At 59.9% G+C, this 19,562-nt stretch carries 21 protein-coding genes and 1 riboswitch; of the genes, 7 read left to right on the top strand and 14 right to left on the bottom strand.

Annotation, left to right across the window (positions count from 1 at the left end):
• Position 1: 1 nt before the first annotated feature.
• The 6 genes from AC1DUP_RS18945 to soxR all read right to left on the bottom strand — a co-directional run bounded on the left by AC1DUP_RS18945 (position 2) and on the right by soxR (position 4,903).
• Entirely contained in the window at positions 2–1,558 is a 1,557-nt protein-coding gene (locus AC1DUP_RS18945; RefSeq protein ID WP_477833757.1) for a formate dehydrogenase beta subunit, read from the bottom strand.
• Positions 1,555–2,034 (bottom strand): formate dehydrogenase subunit gamma, encoded by a 480-nt coding sequence (locus AC1DUP_RS18950; protein ID WP_113507532.1) that lies wholly within the window; start codon positions 2,032–2,034, stop codon positions 1,555–1,557. The genes AC1DUP_RS18945 and AC1DUP_RS18950 overlap by 4 nt, the downstream gene beginning before the upstream one ends.
• A gap of 134 nt (positions 2,035–2,168) precedes the next feature.
• Positions 2,169–3,062: a LysR family transcriptional regulator gene (locus tag AC1DUP_RS18955; protein WP_113299138.1), complete on the bottom strand. Its 894-nt coding sequence runs from the start codon at positions 3,060–3,062 to the stop codon at positions 2,169–2,171.
• Positions 3,063–3,135: 73 nt separating this feature from the next.
• Positions 3,136–3,477, bottom strand: a complete 342-nt coding sequence (locus tag AC1DUP_RS18960; protein WP_477833759.1) for an ArsR/SmtB family transcription factor — start codon at positions 3,475–3,477, stop codon at positions 3,136–3,138.
• 101 nt (positions 3,478–3,578) lie between these two features.
• Positions 3,579–4,349, bottom strand: a complete 771-nt coding sequence (locus AC1DUP_RS18965) for an SDR family oxidoreductase (RefSeq protein WP_113299140.1) — start codon at positions 4,347–4,349, stop codon at positions 3,579–3,581.
• 89 nt (positions 4,350–4,438) lie between these two features.
• On the bottom strand, positions 4,439–4,903 hold the full coding sequence (gene soxR, locus AC1DUP_RS18970; RefSeq protein ID WP_113299141.1) for a redox-sensitive transcriptional activator SoxR: 465 nt from the start codon (positions 4,901–4,903) through the stop codon (positions 4,439–4,441).
• An 81-nt stretch (positions 4,904–4,984) separates the two neighbouring features.
• Between soxR and AC1DUP_RS18975 the strand changes: the two genes are divergently transcribed.
• The 7 genes from AC1DUP_RS18975 (at position 4,985) to AC1DUP_RS19005 (ending at position 11,214) form a co-directional block, all read left to right on the top strand.
• Entirely contained in the window at positions 4,985–5,560 is a 576-nt protein-coding gene (locus AC1DUP_RS18975) for an NADPH-dependent FMN reductase (RefSeq protein ID WP_477833762.1), read from the top strand.
• Positions 5,561–5,749: 189 nt separating this feature from the next.
• Positions 5,750–5,863: riboswitch (TPP riboswitch) on the top strand.
• Positions 5,854–6,462, top strand: a complete 609-nt coding sequence (locus tag AC1DUP_RS18980; protein WP_477833764.1) for a YkoF family thiamine/hydroxymethylpyrimidine-binding protein — start codon at positions 5,854–5,856, stop codon at positions 6,460–6,462. It overlaps the preceding riboswitch by 10 nt.
• A gap of 14 nt (positions 6,463–6,476) precedes the next feature.
• On the top strand, positions 6,477–7,268 hold the full coding sequence (locus tag AC1DUP_RS18985; protein ID WP_477833766.1) for an ABC transporter permease: 792 nt from the start codon (positions 6,477–6,479) through the stop codon (positions 7,266–7,268).
• Positions 7,269–7,273: 5 nt separating this feature from the next.
• Positions 7,274–8,020 carry an ABC transporter ATP-binding protein gene (locus tag AC1DUP_RS18990; protein WP_477833950.1) on the top strand — a complete coding sequence of 249 codons (747 nt, stop codon included), beginning with the start codon at positions 7,274–7,276 and terminating at the stop codon, positions 8,018–8,020.
• A gap of 7 nt (positions 8,021–8,027) precedes the next feature.
• Positions 8,028–9,035, top strand: coding sequence for an ABC transporter substrate-binding protein (locus tag AC1DUP_RS18995; protein WP_477833952.1), 1,008 nt, complete (start codon positions 8,028–8,030; stop codon positions 9,033–9,035).
• A gap of 64 nt (positions 9,036–9,099) precedes the next feature.
• Complete coding sequence (locus AC1DUP_RS19000; protein ID WP_477833768.1) at positions 9,100–10,311, top strand: acyltransferase family protein; 1,212 nt, start codon at positions 9,100–9,102, stop codon at positions 10,309–10,311.
• Positions 10,312–10,476: 165 nt separating this feature from the next.
• The gene (locus AC1DUP_RS19005; RefSeq protein WP_115036161.1) at positions 10,477–11,214 is read left to right on the top strand and encodes a sugar transferase; all 738 of its coding nucleotides are present in this window, start codon (positions 10,477–10,479) and stop codon (positions 11,212–11,214) included.
• 276 nt (positions 11,215–11,490) lie between these two features.
• Here the strand turns inward: AC1DUP_RS19005 and AC1DUP_RS19010 are convergent, their stop codons facing one another.
• From AC1DUP_RS19010 to AC1DUP_RS19045, 8 genes are all read right to left on the bottom strand, one after another.
• Positions 11,491–11,898: a F0F1 ATP synthase subunit epsilon gene (locus AC1DUP_RS19010; protein WP_113299148.1), complete on the bottom strand. Its 408-nt coding sequence runs from the start codon at positions 11,896–11,898 to the stop codon at positions 11,491–11,493.
• Positions 11,898–12,137 carry a hypothetical protein gene (locus AC1DUP_RS19015; RefSeq protein WP_113299149.1) on the bottom strand — a complete coding sequence of 80 codons (240 nt, stop codon included), beginning with the start codon at positions 12,135–12,137 and terminating at the stop codon, positions 11,898–11,900. Before AC1DUP_RS19015 ends, AC1DUP_RS19010 begins: the two co-directional genes overlap by 1 nt.
• Entirely contained in the window at positions 12,137–13,573 is a 1,437-nt protein-coding gene (atpD, locus tag AC1DUP_RS19020; RefSeq protein WP_113299150.1) for a F0F1 ATP synthase subunit beta, read from the bottom strand. The genes AC1DUP_RS19015 and atpD overlap by 1 nt, the downstream gene beginning before the upstream one ends.
• A 23-nt stretch (positions 13,574–13,596) precedes the next feature.
• Positions 13,597–14,481, bottom strand: coding sequence for a F0F1 ATP synthase subunit gamma (locus AC1DUP_RS19025; RefSeq protein ID WP_113299151.1), 885 nt, complete (start codon positions 14,479–14,481; stop codon positions 13,597–13,599).
• 28 nt (positions 14,482–14,509) lie between these two features.
• Entirely contained in the window at positions 14,510–16,039 is a 1,530-nt protein-coding gene (atpA, locus tag AC1DUP_RS19030; protein WP_113299152.1) for a F0F1 ATP synthase subunit alpha, read from the bottom strand.
• A complete protein-coding gene (locus tag AC1DUP_RS19035; RefSeq protein WP_113299153.1) occupies positions 16,039–16,605 on the bottom strand; it encodes a F0F1 ATP synthase subunit delta in 567 nt (188 codons plus the stop codon). The genes atpA and AC1DUP_RS19035 overlap by 1 nt, the downstream gene beginning before the upstream one ends.
• Positions 16,606–16,859: 254 nt before the next feature.
• Positions 16,860–17,249, bottom strand: coding sequence for an AGROH133_08824 family phage infection protein (locus AC1DUP_RS19040; protein WP_477833772.1), 390 nt, complete (start codon positions 17,247–17,249; stop codon positions 16,860–16,862).
• A 78-nt stretch (positions 17,250–17,327) separates the two neighbouring features.
• Entirely contained in the window at positions 17,328–19,544 is a 2,217-nt protein-coding gene (locus tag AC1DUP_RS19045; RefSeq protein ID WP_477833774.1) for a primosomal protein N', read from the bottom strand.
• Positions 19,545–19,562 lie beyond the last annotated feature (18 nt).

Here is a 19,562-nt window from a genome sequence, read left to right on the forward strand (position 1 = left end):
TCTATTCCGCCGCTTCAATGAGAGGAGTCGGGGCAAAATCTTCGGGAAAGTGCGTCATGGCGCTCATGACAGGATAGGGCGTGAAACCACCGAGCGCGCAGAGCGAGCCGAACTTCATGGTGTTGCAAAGATCGGCGAGCAGTTCGCGGTTCTTTTCCGGTTCGATGCCCTGGGCGATCCTGTCGGCCGTTTCAACACCCCGTGTCGAGCCGATACGACAGGGCGTGCACTTGCCGCAGCTTTCCACCGCACAGAATTCCATCGCAAAGCGCGCCTGCTTCAGCATGTCGGCCGTATCGTCGAAGATGACGAGACCGGCATGGCCGATCAGCCCGTCCCTAGCGGCAAAGGCCTCGTAATCGAACGGCGTATCGAATAGCGCCTTCGGGAAATAGGCACCGAGCGGCCCGCCCACCTGCACCGCCTTGACCGCCCGGCCCGACGCCGTGCCGCCGCCGATCTTTTCGACGATATCGCCGAGCGAAAGGCCGAATGCAGTTTCATAGAGACCACCATATTTCACATTGCCGGCGATCTGAAGTGGAATGGTGCCACGCGAACGGCCCATGCCGAAATCACGATAGAAGGCAGCTCCCTTGTCCATGATGACGGGTACGGAAGCGAGCGAGATGACGTTGTTGATGACGGTCGGACAGTTAAACAGGCCCTTATGCGCCGGCAGCGGCGGCTTGGCGCGCACGATGCCGCGCTTGCCTTCGAGGCTGTTAAGCAGCGCCGTTTCCTCGCCGCAGACATAGGCGCCCGCACCCGTGCGGATTTCCATGTCGAAGACCTTGCCGGAGCCGAGCACCGAGCTGCCTAGAATCCCGGCCTTGCGGGCGATTTCCACCGCCTCCGTCATCGTGGCGATCGCATGCGGATATTCCGAGCGTGTATAGACGAAGCCTTTCGTGGCACCGGTCGCAAGGCCCGATATCGCCATGCCTTCGATGAGCACGAAGGGATCACCTTCCATGATCATCCGGTCGGCGAAGGTGCCACTGTCGCCCTCATCTGCATTGCAGACGATGTATTTGCGGGAACCGGCTGCATCGAGCACCGTCTTCCATTTGATCCCGGTCGGAAAGCCCGCGCCGCCGCGACCGCGAAGACCGGAATCGGTGACCTCCTTGACGATATCGGCGGCCTGCATGGAAACCGCACGACGAAGGCCCGCAAAGCCGCCATGGGCTTTATAATCGTCAAGAGAAAGCGGATCGGTAATGCCGCAGCGAGCAAAAGTGAGACGGGTCTGGCCTTTCAGGAACGGGAGGTCCTCGACATCCCCGAGGCAGAGCGCATGCGCCCCGCCGTCCATCAATCCCGCGTCGAACAGGCCGGTCACATCCTTCGCCTTGACTGGCCCATAGCCGATCCGCTTACCAGAAAGCTCGATCTCGACCAGCGGTTCCAGCCAGAACATTCCGCGCGAGCCGTTGCGCACGACAATCGCATAGAGGCCGCGGGCTTCGATCTCCTGGGTAATCGCCTTTGCCACCTTCTCGGCCCCGAGCGAGAGCGCTGCGGCATCGCGCGGAACATAAATCTTCACGGTCATCGGCGCGCCTCCTCGACGAGTTCGCCCGCCAGTTCGTCATCAACCCGGCCATGCACTTCGCCATCGAACATGACGGCCGGTGCGCAGGCGCAGAGGCCGAGACAGTATACCGGTTCCAGCGTCACGCTGCCATCAAGGGTCGTCTGATGGAAATCGATACCGAGCATCTGCTTGACGCGCTCGGCTAGCGCATCCCCGCCCATCGACTGGCAGGCTTCGGCACGACAGAGCTTCAGCACGTGCCGACCGGCGGGATGATCACGATAATCGTGATAGAAAGTTACGACGCCGTGGACTTCGGCGCGCGAAAGATTGAGCTCGTCGGCGATAACAGGCACGGCTTCCTGCGGTATGTAACCGAACTCGGTTTGAACCTCATGCAGAATGGGGAGCAGCGGACCCTCGAGGGGACGAAGATCGGCAACAATCGAGCGGACGCGCTCGGCTATATCGCGCTCAGCGATACGAATGTTCATCAGCAGCCCTCCCTACGGCTTGCGTGTTCAAAAAACGCAAATCCTCCCCATGTCATTGCGATTTCTGGGGAACTGTCTCAGGGAAGTAAGCGGCGATCAATAAAGCAGTCGCGTTGTTCGATAGTTTTTTTCTATCAAAGTTCCGCGTCTTCAACGAGTGTTCTCGCTTCATGCAACAAAGCGGAGACGAGCGGCGTAAAGGGTTCACGATAGGGAGCAACCAGCCCGACGAGATGGTGCGCCTCCGGCTCGATAATGGGGATCATTCGGATCTCCACAGGAAAACCAAATGATTTCGCGACGTTGCGCGGCATGATGCTGGCCCAGCGGCCGGTCCGCACATGTGAAAAAAGCACGATCATCGAGTTCGATTCGAGCGTCGGATGCACCGTCGCGCCGGCTTCCGTCAAATGTCGGTTAATGATGCGCCGGTTCTGCATGTCCGCCGTCAATAGGCAAAGTCGAAGATCGCCCACTTCACGCCATGTCACATCATCGCGATCCGAGAGCGGACTACCAGCGGCAGTGATGAGATTGTAGCGTTCGGCATAAAGCGGCACCGAGGTAACGCGGCCAAGCGGCTCGTTTTCCAGATAGGTGATGCCAGCATCGATCTCGAGATTTTCGAGCATGCTCAGGACCTGCAGCGAGTTGCGCGAGACGATGGAGAAGGTGACGTCGGGATGCCGTTCCTGAAAGGGCGTAGTGATTCGCGACAGCATGGCGAGCGCTGTCGGAATTGAGGCGAGACGCAGATGACCGGAGAGACCCTTGCGGGCAGCACGCATTTCCTCGCGCATGGTGCGCGTATCGCCGACGATGCGCCGCGCCCATTCCAGCACACGCTGCCCTTCCGGGGTCAATCCCTGGAAACGGGAGCCACGCTGCACCAGCATGACGCCGAGCTGATCCTCGAGCTGGCGGATAGCGGCCGAAAGCGTCGGTTGGGAAACGCCGCATTCCTCCGCAGCACGACCGAAATGTTTCTCGTTGGCGAGTGCAATGAAGAATTCCAGCTTGTCGATCATCCGGCCTCCCTGCCGAATTCGGGATGAGGCCTATCTTTGCGGCTTGCCGGCCGCTTCGCAAGAGCTGGCGGATTCAGTCCTTCTCGGCAACCGGAAAGAGACTGAAGAGTGATTCGAGAAAAGCCAGAATGCTCTCGTTGCTCATGCTGTAGTAGACGAGCCGCCCTTCGCGCCGCGTATTGACGAGGCCTTCGAGCCTCAGCCGCGCAAGCTGCTGAGACACCATAGCCTGCTGTATACCAAGGATATCCTCGATCTCACCGACGGTCCTTTCCCCTTCCGACAGGATACAGAGAATGAGAAGTCGGGTCTGATGGGCTAAAGCCTTCAGGAGATCGCTTGCCTCATGGGCTTTGTCAGCAAGCTTCTGCAAGTCCTGGCCGGTCATGCCCGGCTTCGGTTTAGGCAATGGCATTTGCTTCTCGGAAGGAGGTAATAAGGTAGATCAGTACGCTATCATATTCGCAGAAGCGAATTGGTCAAATGTCGCGAAATACCAAAAAAAGTCCAAGCAAATCAGCAAATAAGCTGGCCTCCATTGATCTCCAAAACTTGACCGGTGATGTAGCCGGAGAGCGACGGGGCAGCCAGGAAGAGATAGGCAGGCGCGCAATCTTCTGCTGTTCCGAGCCGTTGCAGCGGAATAGACTTCCGGGCCTGCTCCAGTTTTTCGCGAGATGAATAGCGTGCATGGAAATCGGTTTCGATCGTACCGGGTGAGACGCAATTGACTCTTATAGCGTCAGGCGCGAGTTCCCGCGCCAGCGCCTTCGAATAGGTCGCAACGAAAGCCTTCGATGCGGAATAGATTGCAGAACCGGGACTTCCGCCCGTCAGCGCCGAAATCGAAACCGTATTGACGATGGCGGCGCCCTGCGCCGCCCGCAACGCGGGAAGCAGCGCCCGCGTCAACTCCACCACCGACGTCTGGTTGAGTCTCACAATGGTCTCGTAATCGGCATCAGTGAGTTCTCCGGCCGGAAAGCGGCCATGCATGGTGCCGGCATTGTTGACCAGCACATGCACGGCGTCGAAGAACTCGAGCGCTTCCGCCGCAAACTTCGCCGCCCCGCCCGGATGCAGGAAATCCGCCGGCAACAGCAGGGCGCGGCGCTCCGATTCGGCCGTCAGAAGAAAATCCGGCAGTTCGCGTTCTCCATCACGACCTGTGTGGACGAGTACGCGCGCGCCGCAATCCAGAAACTGGCGGGCAATTTCCAGGCCGATACCCCGACCAGCCCCCGTGACGACGACATTGCGGTTCTCGAACAGTTTGGGATGAAACACGAAGCCCTCCTCCTTGCGGGACCGGCCCCGCCGCTTGCGCTATCAGGGCCTAACATATGCGGCCATCAGCCAAAAGAAAGCCCGAAGGTCTAAGCACCCAGGTCCAGAAGCCGCGCGCCGGCGCCTTCCTTACCGAGAACGTCGAAGGGATTGCGCAGCGGACAGGCGTCGATAGAGAGGCAACCGCAGCCGATGCAACTCGTCAGATGATCACGCAGCAGGCTCAGTCGCTTGATACGAGCATCGAGATCATCTTTCCAGAGCGCCGACAGCCGCTGCCAGTCCTCGACTGTCGGCGTACGACTCTGCGGCAGCGTTTCGAAGGCAGTCTGAATTTCGGCAAGCGGGATGCCGACGCGTTGCGCCACCTTGATGATGCCGAGACGCCTAAGAACGTCGCGGCCGTAGCGGCGCTGGTTGCCGCGGGTGCGGATGCTGGAGATCAGCCCCTTCGTCTCGTAGAAATGCAGGGCAGAGACAGCAAGTCCGCTTCGCTCTGCCACCTCGCCCACCGTCAGGAGCCTGCTCAGGGAGAATGCCGAATTCTGCTGCATGGCCTATTGACCTCAATGTTAGTTGAGGTTTTATAGACTGCGCTCCAGAGGCCGTAAAGCCGACACGAGAAGGAGCAATGCATGCAGAAACCCATGAGGCTTGCCGTCATCTACGGCAGCACGCGTGAGGGACGCATCTGCGACAGGGTGGTGAAATGGCTCGAAAGAGAGCTGGCCCGCTTTCCGCAATTCGAGATCGACATTATCGATCCGCTGGCATTTTCATTGCCGCGAGAGCATGTACCACATCATCCGGAGGCAAGACGGCTTGCTGACAGACTCCATAAGGCCGATGGGTTCATCCTCGTCACGCCGGAATATAACCACAGCTTCACCGCTTCCCTGAAATTCCTCATCGATCTCTTCGCTGAGCCCTGGCACGGCAAGCCGATCGCTTTCATCTGCTATGGCGGTGTCTCCGGCGGATTGCGGGCGGTCGAACAGCTCCGCCTCGTCTTTGCGGAGCTTCACGCAGTCACGATCTGCGATGCCGTCAGCTTCAGCTCCCCCTGGCGCCGTTTCGACAATGAAGGCCGGCTGCAGGATCCACAGGATGCGTTGCGCCGGCTTTCCCGAATGATGGCCCTGTTGCAATGGTGGACTGAGGCGCTGATCGCTGCCCGCAGCGACACTCCTTATGCAGGCATCGCCGCCTGAGACAACGATATCCGATTCCGTTTCTGGCAGGTACGGAACCGGCTGGGCACCCGGACAGGACCTCCGTCCGGGTGTTCCCCTCCCCTGACACTTGACAGCTGCGTCCGAACTGCCATCGCCCTTTCCGACCGTGTAGCCGGATAGGAATTTTACGGTTGCGGTATCGCAGGCCCGGTGCTAGCTTCCGCCACAATTTCACGGGGGAGCTCCGAATTGCCGGGGCTGAGATGTGAGGCGCATGCCTCCGGACCCTTCAAAGCTGATCTGGGTAATGCCAGCGGAGCGAGGTCCAAATGTTTTCCGGCGCACAAGTGTCTCTATATCCGATGTCCGGCAATTTCGTCGGCATCGTCCTTGAAGCGATCAAGGCTCTCGATCCCTATCGTGATCGTCTTCGCATCGAAACCGACGATATTTCCACACTGATGGTCGGCCCGCCCGACGTGCTGTTTGCCGCCATGCGCGACCTCTTCGTCTCTGCTGCCGCAAGCGGCGAGCATTGCGTATTGTCCGCCGCGATCTCGCGGGGCTGCCCCGGCGAACCGGATGATGCGATCTGTGGCGCTGGCCTGTCTTCCAGCCGATCCGAGCCGCTCGCCGAGCGAGTGGAAGCCGCGATTGCGGCGGTCAAGGACACCACAGAAACCGGCCAGCCAACGGCCGCCCAATTTTCTCTGTACGTTATGGGAACGGGCACCCATATGGACGAGATCTACGGCTGCATCGATTTCCTGAAGCGCTCAGGCACATTCGACCGCTCCAAGAATTTCTGCACCAAGCTGCGCGGCGATGCCGGCGCGATCTTCGCGACCATCCATGAAGCTTTCTATCGCTTCGGCGATCCCGAAGGCCATGTAACTCTGGATATCACGGTCTCCGCGAACAGCCCGAGCAAAGCCTGAGACGCCTGACGGCAATGACCCTAGCGAAACCGGATTCGACATTTGCGCCGCTGAGGCGGGCCTTGCCCGCCATTCTTGCTGTGGCCGCTTTCCTGGCTGTTTGGGAGCTCTATGTCGACTTCTCCGGCATCAAACCCTCCATCCTTCCCTCGCCTTCGCGCATACTCACGCAAGGCTGGGTGAACAGGCAGGCCCTGCTCGACAATACCTGGCCGACGCTCAGCGCAACACTCGGCGGTTTTGCCCTGTCGCTGGTCTTCGCCTTCGCCTCGTCCGTGCTGATGGATTTCGTGCCCTTCATGCGCCGCGCGCTGCTGCCGCTCTTCATCGTCAGCCAGACACTGCCGCTGGTGGCAATCGCGCCTTTGGTCGTGCTGTGGTTCGGCTTCGGGCTGTTGCCGAAACTTCTGCTCGTTGCCCTCGTCACCTTCTTTCCGCTGCTGGTCGCCTTGTTGCAGGGCTATGAATCGACAGACGGGGATATTGCCGAGCTTCTGAGTTCCATGAAGGCAAGCCGCTGGCGCATCTTCCGCCTGGCGCGGCTTCCCTCCGCCATGCCCTTCTTCTTTGCCGGCCTTCGCATATCGATCACCTATGCGGTCGTCGGTGCGATCTTCGCCGAATATGCAGGCGCTGCCCGTGGCCTTGGGATCTACATTCTCAATGCCAAGAACAATTTCCGCCCCGATCTCGTGCTCGCCGCCGTTGTCGTCAGCGCCCTTCTGACACTCTGCCTCTTCGGCCTAACGCTGGCGGTCCAGCATCTCGTCATGCCTTGGCAATCCTCGGCGGAGAAACGCCGATGAGCGGTATGCTGCAGCTGAAGAACATCTCCAAGTCCTTCGATGGCATGGAAGTGCTGAAGGATATTTCTCTCCATATCGCCAGAGGCGAATTCGTCTCGATCGTCGGCCCCTCGGGTTCCGGCAAGTCGACGATCCTCAGGCTGCTGACGCAGGCGCTTCAAGCCGATAATGGTGACATTTTCTTCGACGGCACCCCGCTTGCGCAAGCCGCTCACGCCTTCGCCTTCATGCCCCAGCGCGATGCGTTGATGCCGTGGCGAAGCGTCATCGATAATGCAATCCTCGGCCTCGAAGTACATGGCATGCGCCGCAGCCAGGCGCGCGCCGTCGCCGCCCCCCTCTTCGAACGCTTCGGCCTTACCGGCTTCGAAAGCCACTATCCCTCAGCCCTTTCAGGCGGCATGCGCCAGCGCGCCGCCCTGCTGCGCACTGTCATTCAACGACAGGACATGCTGCTGCTCGACGAGCCCTTCGGCGCACTCGACGCACTGACCCGCACGCAGATGCAGGAATGGCTGCAGGGCATGTGGACGGATCACCGCTGGACAGCCCTTCTGATTACCCACGATGTGCGGGAAGCCGTCTTCCTGTCCGACCGCATCTATGTGCTTTCCGCTCGCCCCGCAACGGTAGTCAGGGAATTCGAGGTACCACTCGCGAGGCCGCGTACGCTTGCCGACCTTGGTTCCCCTACTGCTCAAGCGATCGAAACCGAAATTCTTCAAACACTGCTGCATCCGCAAAGAACCTGAGGAGGTCCTGATGCTTCTCACCCGCCGACAGACCCTTTTTGCCGCCATGGCCGCGAGCCTTGCCGGCCGCACCGCCTTCGCCCAATCCACCGCCAAAGCGCGCGTCGCGCTCGACTGGACACCGAACACCAATCACATCGGCATCTATGTCGCCAAGGCGAAGGGTTTCTATGAGGCTGCCGGCCTCAACGTCGAAATCCTGCCTTATGCCGATACCAGCGCCGGCACGCTGGTCGCAAACGGTGTCGCCGATTTCGGTATCTGCGGAGAGATCGAGACTTTCACCCAGCGCGCCGCCGGTGCGGATGTGAAACTTGTCTACGCCGTGGTGCAGACCGAAACCGGCAGATTGATCTTCAAGGGCGGCCGCGACGACATCAAGAGCCCCAGGGATTTGGACGGCAAGACCTATGGCGGCTTCGGCGGCGCATGGGAGGAAGCGCTCGTCTCCTCGATGATCCGCAACGACGGCGGCAAGGGCACAATCCAGAACGTTACCCTCGGCACCTCGGCCTATGAGGCACTCGACAATGGCGCCGTGGATTTCACGCTGGAAATCTACACCTGGGAGGGCATTGCCGCCCAACTCGAGAACCGGCAGGTCGGCCGCTGGCGTTATAGCGATTACGGCATTCCCGACGAGCAGACGACCGCGATCGCTTCGAGCGATGCCTATCTTGCGGCCAATCCGAAAAACGCCCGCGCATTCGTCCAGGCGACGCTGAAGGGTTACGCCTATTCGGTCGAGAACCCGGACGAAGCCTGCGATCTCCTGATTGCCAGCAGCAATGGCGCACTGCTTAACACCGACCTTGTCAAGGCATCGCAGAAGGCCCTTGTCGAGGGGCATTTCCTTAAGGGTGAAAACGGCGCGATCGGCACCATAGATCCGGCCAAGGCGGAAGCGATCGGGACCTTCCTGTTCGATCATGGCATCCTGCTCGATGCCAACGGCACGGCACTGAAGGAAAAACCCGACTTTTCCGCCTACTACACCAACGATCTCCTCGGCTGAGGCGAGCCGCCCTTGCGGGCAGCAGCTTTCCGCTGCAAGGTCCCGCAAGGAGCGAGGGAGTGACATGCAGCAGCAGAACCGGGTGGCCGGGGCGGATTTCTTGCGCGCAGCCGCCTGCTTGCTCGTCCTCATCCATCATCTCATTTTGCGCATCGACCTCACCAAACTCGGCGAAGGATCGCGGCCGACGCTGACTGCCTTGCGCTTCGGCAATTTCGGCGTCGCCATCTTCTTCATTCTCAGCGGATTCCTGCTGGCCTTGCCGTTCTGGCGCGCCCTTGACGCCGGTGGTGCCATGCCCGACCTGCGCATCTATGCACTGCGTCGCGCGACCCGCATCGTACCCGGCTATTGGGTGGCTTTGACCGCGGGCTTCATCCTGAGCTTCACGCTGCTTGAATTTGCGCTGACACCGGAACTCCTTATGCGCTATGCCAGCGGTCTCTTCTTCATGAGCCAATGGCACTGGCGCACCTTCTTTCCTGTCGAAGGGAACGGCCCGCTCTGGTCCATATCCTTCGAAGCGACGAGCTATGTGCTACTGCCGCTTGGCTTCCTCTGGCTTTTCGCCATCCCGGAAAAACGCCGATCGCCGCTCGTGACGCGCCTTGCCTGGCTCGGCATCATTGTCGCAACACTGATCGGCCATGAAACCTTCCGTGCGCTCGCCCCTCCCAATGAGATTGACCGTGGCTGGCAGTATGGCATGCATGGCGGCGCGAAGGAGTGGATGCCTAACTACAATCCAATCGGCTTCTTCGCCGTTTTTGCACTCGGTTCACTCGCAGCCGGCATTCAGGTCCTGCTGTCGCGAAAGCGTCGGATCTGGTTCGACATTATTGCATTTGCCTGCCTTGTTGCAGCCGGCTTCCAGCTACCGCTTTCGACAGGCGGACCTTGGGAAGCCTATGGATGGCTCGGAATCCCCTATGCCTTTCCGCTTTTTCCGGTTCTGATCGCTGTCGCCCTTGTGTCGCTCTCACGCTCCGTGCTGCTTGCGGCACTGCTGGACAATGCCTTCATGCGTTTTGCGGCAACCATCTCCTTCGGCATCTATATCTGGCAGGATATCGTGCTGACTTCGATGCAGACGATCTCTCCGGCCATATTCGGGATCGGCAAAGACGATCCGTTACGGGATTGGTTTATCGGCTGCACCTTTGCGACGGTGATCATTTTTCTTATAGCAAGCCTCAGCTATTTCCTTCTCGAGCGGCCGGCAATACGACGCGCCGCACGCATAACGCGCAAGAATTCAGCCATTAACGCAATATAGTTAATTCGAAGCCGGCCAAAATATCCGGGACATATTTCGAAATACTCCCAAATTTGGCCCCGTTAGGGTTACGAAAACATTAAACAAGCGGGTGACAAATCGATCATGTCCATGTATTTGTGCCGGCGCGATGCAATATGCGAGTATTCCCACGGACGTTGCTTAATGAACGTGTTTACTTCAAACAAGTTTCAAGAGACGGTTTTCTCTGCAAAAACAGTGAAGATGAAGGCTCTCGAGGCAGCGAATTCCAATATTCGCCAGCCCGACAGCTTTGTCTCGTTGGATGGGCGAAACCGGCTTCAGCTTGGTTTGAAAAGAGCTTTCGACATTTTCGGGGCAACCAGCGCCCTAGTCGTCCTGTTTCCGGTTCTTCTGACCATTGCTCTTCTCATCGTGATCGATGATGGCGGACCGATATTTTTCCGGCAGATTCGTTGGGGCCTGAAGGGCAGCAAGATCACCGTCTACAAGTTCCGCTCCATGCGGACGGACCTCTGCGATCCCACCGGCATCGAACAGACCGTCAAGGGCGATCGGCGCGTAACGCGGATCGGCGCCTTCCTGCGCAAGACCAATATCGACGAGCTTCCCCAGCTACTCAACGTTATCAAGGGCGATATGTCGCTCGTCGGCCCCCGATGCCATGCCATCAACATGCGCGCAGCCGGCATGCTCTACGAAGAGCTGGTGCCCGAATATCATTACCGCCATCTGATGCGGCCGGGCATTACCGGCCTTGCCCAGACGCGTGGCTGGCGCGGCCCGACCGAGCGCCCGACAAAGGCACGCGCCCGCATCGCCAGCGATATCTATTACATCAGAAATTTCAGCCTCTGGCTGGATATGAAGATCCTGTTCGGCACACTGCTGTCCGAACTGCGCGGTGGCACCGGCTTCTGAAAAGCCACGTCAAGTGACTTCCAGGACGTGCGGCGAAAGCCACCTCTTTTCGTTTCAATGTCCGGTATGATACCCGCAGCCTTCGCAGCGATGAATAAAGCCTGACTGGCATCAAAGAAGCCTTCCAGGGTGTCGCTCGGCACTTCTATGCGGCTACCCCTGCAAACGATGACGTATGATGAACGGCGCTGCGCCTGCCGCAGGGTGCGGCTTGCCAAAGAAAAAGCGGCCTTGAAAGGCCGCTTTTCTCACTCTGTCAGTCTTTGACTGAGCCGATCAGTCCTGCTGGACGACGCCACGCAGGTGGGTCAGTTCCATGATGAAGTGCTCGAGCTTGGACTTATGCTCGTGATGCTCGGTATCTTCGAGCTCTTTCTTCGCAGCTTCGATGCGGCGAGTCAGTTCGTCCTTGTTGAGTTCTTCGACGGGAACAGCAGACTCGGCAAGCAGCGTGCAGCCGGTCGGCAGGATGTCGGCAAAACCGCCAAACACGACGTAGTCCTGCTTGGAGCCGGAAGCGGAACGGACGCTCACGATGCCCGGCTTGATGGTCGTCATCGTCGGAGCATGATTGGCCATGACCGTCATCTCGCCTTCGGTCGCAGGAATGACGACCTCGGTCACCATTTCCGACAACAGCAGACGCTCCGGCGAAACGAGCTCAAAGTTGAAATTGTCAGCCATCAGTGACTTACCTTCTCGGCTATGGCTTTCGCATCTTGCAATTTGGTCCCGCAGAACGGGCAGTGCATTATCGCTTGGTCGAGATATCCGAGGCCTTCCTCGGTCTGCGCCAACCCCACCACCATCATCGTCACGCCGTTATCGGCACGGTATATGGTCGGCACTGCAGGTTCAGGGAGTTCCGCCACGACCCCTTTGAGGGAGTCGCAGCAGAATATCTCGTCCTGAGCATCGCTCATCAGGCAGCTGCGAGCTTCTTGGCTTTCTCGACAGCTTCATCGATCGAGCCAACCATGTAGAAGGCAGCCTCCGGCAGGTGGTCATACTCGCCGTTGACGAGACCCTTGAAGCCCTTGATCGTGTCTTCGAGAGCAACGAGCTTGCCCGGCGAGCCGGTGAAGACTTCGGCAACGAAGAACGGCTGCGACAGGAAGCGTTCAATCTTGCGGGCGCGGGCAACAGCGATCTTGTCCTCTTCGGACAGTTCGTCCATGCCCAGGATGGCGATGATGTCCTGCAGGGCCTTGTAGCGCTGGAGGGTCGACTGAACCTTACGGGCAATTTCGTAATGTTCTTCGCCGACGACCAGCGGATCGAGCATGCGCGAGGTGGAGTCGAGCGGGTCGACAGCCGGGTAGATGCCCTTTTCAGCGATAGAACGCGACAGAACCGTCGTTGCGTCCAAGTGGGCGAACGAGGTTGCCGGTGCCGGGTCGGTCAAGTCGTCGGCCGGAACGTAAATGGCCTGAACCGAGGTGATCGAGCCGGTCGTCGTCGTGGTGATGCGTTCCTGCATCTGACCCATGTCCGTTGCAAGCGTCGGCTGATAGCCCACGGCCGACGGGATACGGCCGAGCAGAGCCGACACTTCCGAACCTGCCTGCGTGAAGCGGAAGATATTGTCGACGAAGAACAGAACGTCCTGACCCTGGTCGCGGAAGTGTTCGGCGACCGTCAGACCCGTCAGAGCGACGCGAGCGCGGGCGCCCGGCGGTTCGTTCATCTGGCCATAAACCAGCGCAGCCTTGGAGCCTTCGCCGCCGCCATGCTTGTTGACGTTCGATTCGATCATTTCATGGTAGAGGTCGTTGCCTTCGCGGGTACGTTCACCGACACCTGCGAAAACCGAGTAACCACCGTGCGCCTTGGCGACGTTGTTGATCAGTTCCATGATCAGAACGGTCTTGCCGACGCCTGCGCCGCCAAAGAGGCCGATCTTGCCGCCGCGTGCGTAAGGCGCGAGAAGATCGACGACCTTGATGCCGGTGACGAGGATCTGTGCTTCCGTGGACTGCTCCACATAGGCCGGTGCGTCCTGGTGGATGGAACGCTTGTGCGCGGTAACCAGCGGACCGGCTTCGTCGACCGGCTCGCCGATGACGTTCATGATGCGGCCGAGCGTCTCGTTACCCACCGGAACCATGATCGGAGCACCGGTATCGGTGACTACCTGGCCGCGGACGAGACCTTCGGACGAGTCCATCGCAATGGTACGAACTTCGTTTTCGCCGAGGTGCTGGGCAACTTCGAGAACCAGACGGTTGCCGTTGTTGCTGGTTTCCAGCGCGTTCAGGATCTTCGGCAGATCGCCTTCGAAAGCAACGTCAACGACGGCGCCGATAACCTGTGTGACTCTGCCGACAGAGCCGGTCTTGGGGGTAGCTGCCTCAGCCATTTTCTGACCCTCTTTTCCTAACCTCAGAGCGCTTCCGCGCCCGAAATGATTTCAATGAGTTCCTTGGTGATCTGCGCCTGACGCTGACGGTTGTAGCTCAGCGTCAGCTTATTGATCATCTCACCAGCATTGCGCGTCGCGTTGTCCATCGCGCTCATCTTGGCGCCCATTTCACCCGCGACGTTCTCAAGGAGAGCACGGAAGATCTGGACAGAGATATTGCGCGGGATCAGATCGTCGAGGATCGACGCCGGATCCGGCTCGTATTCGTAGACAGCGCCAGCATGTTCTGCGTCCTCGGCGACAACCTCAGGGGCCTTGGCCGGAATGAGCTGCTGTGCGGTCGGAACCTGCGAGATGACCGACTTGAACTCGGAATAGAACAACGTGCAGACGTCGAATTCGCCGGCTTCGAACATCTCGATGATGCGCTTGCCGATCTGGTCTGCGTTCTCGAAGCCGACGCGCTTCACATCGCGCAGTTCCTTGCGCTCGATGATCAGCGAAGCGTATTCGCGACGCAGAATGTCGTAACCCTTCTTGCCGACGGTGAAGATCTTTACCGTCTTGCCCTCAGCGGTCAGCTTGCGGACGTGATCGCGCGCAAAACGCGCGATCTGCGAGTTGAAGCCACCGCAAAGACCGCGCTCCGCGGTGCAGACGACGAGCAGATGGACCTGGTCCTTGCCGGTGCCGGTCATAAGCGCCGGCGCACCGTCTGCATCGGTAACGGCCTTGGCGATGTTCGCCAGAACCGCACCCATGCGCTGCGAATAGGGCCTGGCGGCCTCGGCCGCCTCCTGCGCACGCCGAAGCTTCGCCGCGGCGACCATTTTCATCGCCTTGGTGATCTTCTGCGTCGCCTTGACGGAGGCGATCCGGTTCTTCAGATCCTTAAGTGAAGGCATCCGTTATCCGTCCTAACTTAGGGCCCGATTACGAGAAAGACTTGGCGAAGCTGTCAACAGCAGCCGTGAGCTGGCTCCTGGTGCCGTCGCTGATTGCCTTTTCCGTGCGGATCGCGTCGAGGATGGCGGAGCCTTCCGAACGCAGGTACGAAAGCAAGCCCTGCTCGAACTTGCCGACCGATGCGACCGGCAGCTTGTCGAGATAGCCGTTAACGCCGGCGAAAATCACCGCAACCTGCTCTTCCGTCTTCAGCGGCGAGAACTGCGGCTGCTTCAGAAGTTCAGTCAGGCGCGCACCGCGGTTCAGCAGGCGCTGCGTTGCAGCGTCAAGGTCCGAACCGAACTGGGCGAAGGCAGCCATTTCGCGATACTGGGCAAGTTCGCCCTTGATCGAGCCGGCAACCTGCTTCATCGCCTTGATCTGTGCCGCCGAACCGACGCGGGAAACCGACAGACCGACGTTCACGGCCGGGCGGATGCCCTGATAGAACAGGTCGGTTTCAAGGAAGATCTGGCCGTCGGTGATCGAGATCACGTTGGTCGGAATGAAGGCCGACACGTCGTTGCCCTGCGTTTCGATAACAGGAAGAGCGGTCAGCGAGCCAGCGCCCTGGTCGTCGTTCATCTTCGCAGCGCGCTCAAGGAGACGCGAGTGCAGGTAGAAAACGTCGCCCGGATAGGCTTCGCGGCCCGGCGGGCGGCGCAGCAGCAGCGACATCTGGCGGTAGGAAACGGCCTGCTTGGACAGGTCGTCGTAACCGATCAGCGCGTGCATGCCGTTATCGCGGAAATATTCGCCCATGGCGCAGCCGGCAAACGGTGCCAGATACTGCATTGGAGCCGGATCGGAAGCGGTAGCGGCAACGATGATCGAATACTTCAGCGCGCCGCGCTCTTCGAGCACCTTGACGAACTGTGCGACAGTCGAACGCTTCTGACCGATGGCGACGTAGACGCAGTAAAGCTTCTCACCTTCCGGACCGTTCTCGTGAATGGCCTTCTGGTTGAGGAAGGCATCGAGCAGGATCGCGGTCTTGCCGGTCTGGCGGTCGCCGATGACGAGCTCGCGCTGGCCGCGGCCAACCGGGATGAGGGCGTCGATGGCCTTGAGGCCGGTCGACATCGGCTCATGAACCGACTTGCGCGGAATGATGCCCGGAGCCTTGATGTCGACGCGCGAACGGCGGGTCGCGTTGATCGGGCCCTTGCCGTCGATCGGATTGCCGAGAGCATCGACAACACGGCCGAGCAGTTCCGGACCGACCGGAACGTCAACGATCGCGCCAGTGCGCTTGACGGTGTCGCCTTCCTTGATGTCGCGGTCGGCGCCGAAAATAACGACACCGACATTGTCGGATTCAAGGTTGAGCGCCATGCCGCGGATGCCGCCCGGGAACTCGACCATTTCACCTGCCTGGACGTTGTCCAGACCGTAAACGCGAGCGATACCGTCACCGACGGAGAGAACCTGGCCGACTTCCGAGACTTCTGCCTCTTTGCCGAAATTTTTGATCTGGTCTTTGAGAATTGCGGAAATTTCCGCGGCGCGGATATCCATCAGCCAACCTCTTTCAATGCGAGCTTAAGGGTAGAGAGTTTGGTACGAAGAGACGTATCAATCTGACGGGACCCGACCTTGACGATCAGACCACCAAGAATTGACGGATCAACCGTGACGTTGATCGTCACGTCTTTGCCGGTGACGCCCTTGAGTGCCGCCTTCAATTCGGTTTCCTGCGCTTCAGTCAGCGCATGGGCCGAAGTGACTTCGGCAGAAATTTCGCCGCGATGGTTGGCAGCAATGATACGGAAGGCCTTGATCATGCCCGGCAGGGCAAACAGGCGACGGTTACGCGCCACGACCTTCAGGAAATTGGCGAAGAAACCCGAGATGCCAGCCTTCTCGCTGAGAGCGATGATGGCCTTCACCTGATCCTCGGAGGAGAAAACCGGGCTCATGACAAAGCGCTTCAGGTCGCTGCTCTCATCCAGCATCGCCTGGAAACGGTCGAGATCGGCGGTAACGCTGTCGACCACACCTTCTTCGAGCGCCAACTCGAAAAGAGACGAGGCATAGCGCTCGGCAACACCAGAAGTAAGCTGGGACGTGTCTGCCACGGGCACAAATTTCCCTGATTTCAATCCAAAATCCGACTTCCGACGGGCGCCGAGCCTATGACTTTGAATTCGTTTTGATTTCCCCCAGAAATCGCAAGAGAAGCCTCTTGCTTCTTCCGAAATTCGGGGTCCGTCTAACATAGGATGTTCGGACTCGCAACACGCGTAACGCCCGAATAAGCCTTTCACATGATTTTCTATCGGCAAAATCACGCAAACGCCCGAAAGCGGCCTGTGAAGCGCTCTCTTTCGGCTCTGGATCAGCCCTGCAGGAAGCCAAATACGTGAAGGAGTGGCAAAGCCGCAACGGCGGCCTGTACAACCAGAAGTAAATAATTGAGCGTCGTGCTCCCCCTGTCGGACAGGATGGAAATGATGCGAGCGAAAGCCGCCATCGCGAAGGCCGCTCCAAGCGCCAGATAAGTCCAGTCCTGCGCCAGCATGATCGCGGCAAGGCCGAGACCGAGATAGAAACCGCCCATCGACCGCACTTCACTGAAACCTTCGCGCCGCTCGCCGCGCGGAGCAAGGCCGAAGAAACGCATGGCAAGGCCGGGTGCAAACATCATGATGAAACCGGCAACCGCAGTGAAAGCCGCCGCGCCGAAAGCAAGCTGCTCGCCCATCTCCGTCGGAAAGTAGAACTCCATGCCTCGACCCCAAATCATCAGCTGATTCTGTGTTTATGCCATGATCGGCGACATCCGGAAACGCCGGGCCGCAACGATCTACAGGAAGCTCTGCGGATCGATATCGAGCTGCACCTGAACCGAGCCGCGCTCCTTCGGCGATTGTAAGAGCATCGCCCGCAGATAGGCCTGCATGTCGGAGTTCCGGCGGCCATGGACCAGGAGGCGGAAGCGATGACGGCCGCGCACCAGCGCCAGCGGGGCCTCCGCCGGCCCGAGAACGGAAATGCCTGACACCTGCGGTGCGGCGTTGCGCATGCCGCGCGCATGGTTTTCCGCATCATGGCGCGTATCGGCTGAAACGATGATGGAGGCGAGCCTGCCGAAGGGCGGCAGGATGGCACGCTCGCGCTCGCTGATCTCGCGCTCGTAGAAAGCCCGGGCATCGCCGGAGACGATCGCCTGCATGACAGGATGCTGCGGCTGGTAGGTCTGCAGCAGACCGTGGCTCTTCAGGCCCGTTCGGCCGGCGCGGCCCGTGACCTGCGAAAGTAGCTGGAAGGTCCGCTCGGCCGCGCGCGGATCACCGTTCGCCAGGCCAAGATCGGAATCGACGATGCCGACCAGCGTCATCAGCGGGAAGTTGTGCCCCTTGGCGACAAGCTGCGTGCCGATGACGATATCGGCTTCGCCCTTGGCGATAGCATCGAGTTCCAGCCGCAGCCGCTTCACCCCGCCCAAGATGTCGGAGGAAAGCACGATGGTACGCGCATCCGGAAAATGCCGCTCCACCTCTTCGGCAATGCGCTCCACGCCCGGCCCGCAAGCAACGAGATGGTCGAGCGTCCCGCATTCCGGGCAGGCTTCCGGCGTCGGCTCGTTATGACCGCACTGATGGCATTGCAATTGCCGGCGAAAGCGATGCTCCACCAGCCAGCTCGAACATTGCGGGCACTGGAAACGATGGCCGCAGACACGGCAGAGCGTGAGCGGCGCATAACCGCGGCGATTGAGGAAGAGCAGCGCCTGCTCGCCCTTCTCCACTGTTTTGCCGATCGCCCGAACCAGCACCGGCGACAGGAAACCGCCGCGCTCCGGCGCATGGCGCCGCATGTCGACGAGATGCAGGTCGGGCAGCGCGGCATCGCCAAAACGCGTCGGCAGATGGATCGTGCTGTAGCGCCCACTCTGGCCGTTCACCTGGCTTTCGACCGAAGGTGTCGCCGAAACGAGCACGACGGGAAAATCGCCGATCCGCGCCCGCACGACCGCCATGTCGCGCGCATTGTAATAGACCCGGTCCTCCTGCTTGTAGGCAGGATCGTGCTCTTCGTCGACGATGATGAGGCCCAGATCTTCGAACGGCAGGAAGAGGGCCGAGCGCGCGCCGGCGACGACCCGCACCTCTCCGGTCACCGCCTGCCGCCAGACCTTTTCACGGGTGCGCGGCGCAAGGTCGGAATGCCATTCGGCAGGTTTCGCGCCAAAGCGACCCTGAAAACGTTCGAGGAAACTTGCGGTAAGCGCGATCTCCGGCAGCAGTATCAGCACCTGCTTGCCGCGCCTGAGAGTTTCGGCAATCGCCTCGAAATAGACTTCCGTCTTGCCGGAGCCGGTCACGCCGTCGATCAGCGAAACCGCGAATTCGCCCTTGCGCACCTCGTCCAGAATTTCCTCGGCAGCTTCCTTCTGCGGCCCTTCGAGGCGCGAACCGATACAGTCCGGGTCCGGCTTTGCAACGATGGGCGGCGGCGCCAGGAAGATGGTCTCGAAGATGCCCTGTGCTATCAGCCCGTCGACAACACTGGTGGAAACGCCGGCCGCATGCGCAAGGCCGGTACGCGTCCAGGAAAGCCCGTCCGATGTTGCGTCAAGCACACGGGCGCGCGCCGGCGTCATCCGCTCCGGCTCGCCGCCGACGAAACGCAATCCCTCCACCATCGGCTCCGGCTCGAAAGCATTCGGCGCCCTCAGCGCCATCCGCGCCACCAGTCCCGGCGGAGAAAGCGTATAGGTCGCCACCCAGTCGATGAAATCCCGCATCTCCTTGTTGAGCGGCGGGCAATCGAAAACGTGGGTGATGGGCCTGAGCTTCTTAGGATCGACGCCATCCTCGCCGCCATCCCAGACGACGCCGATCACCTGGCGCGGCCCGAGCGGCACCTGCACGACCGAGCCGGGCTCGACCGCCATGCCTTCAGGCACCGAATAGGAATAGGGTTTTGGCGCCGGCATCGGCACCAGCACCGGAACCGTACGGTTCACGGGCGGAGCCTCGAAAAGCGCGCCAAAAAGATCGGACGAATCTGTACTCATTGCGGCAGACCATGCCCG

This window comes from Rhizobium sp. 01L419, assembly GCF_056400025.1.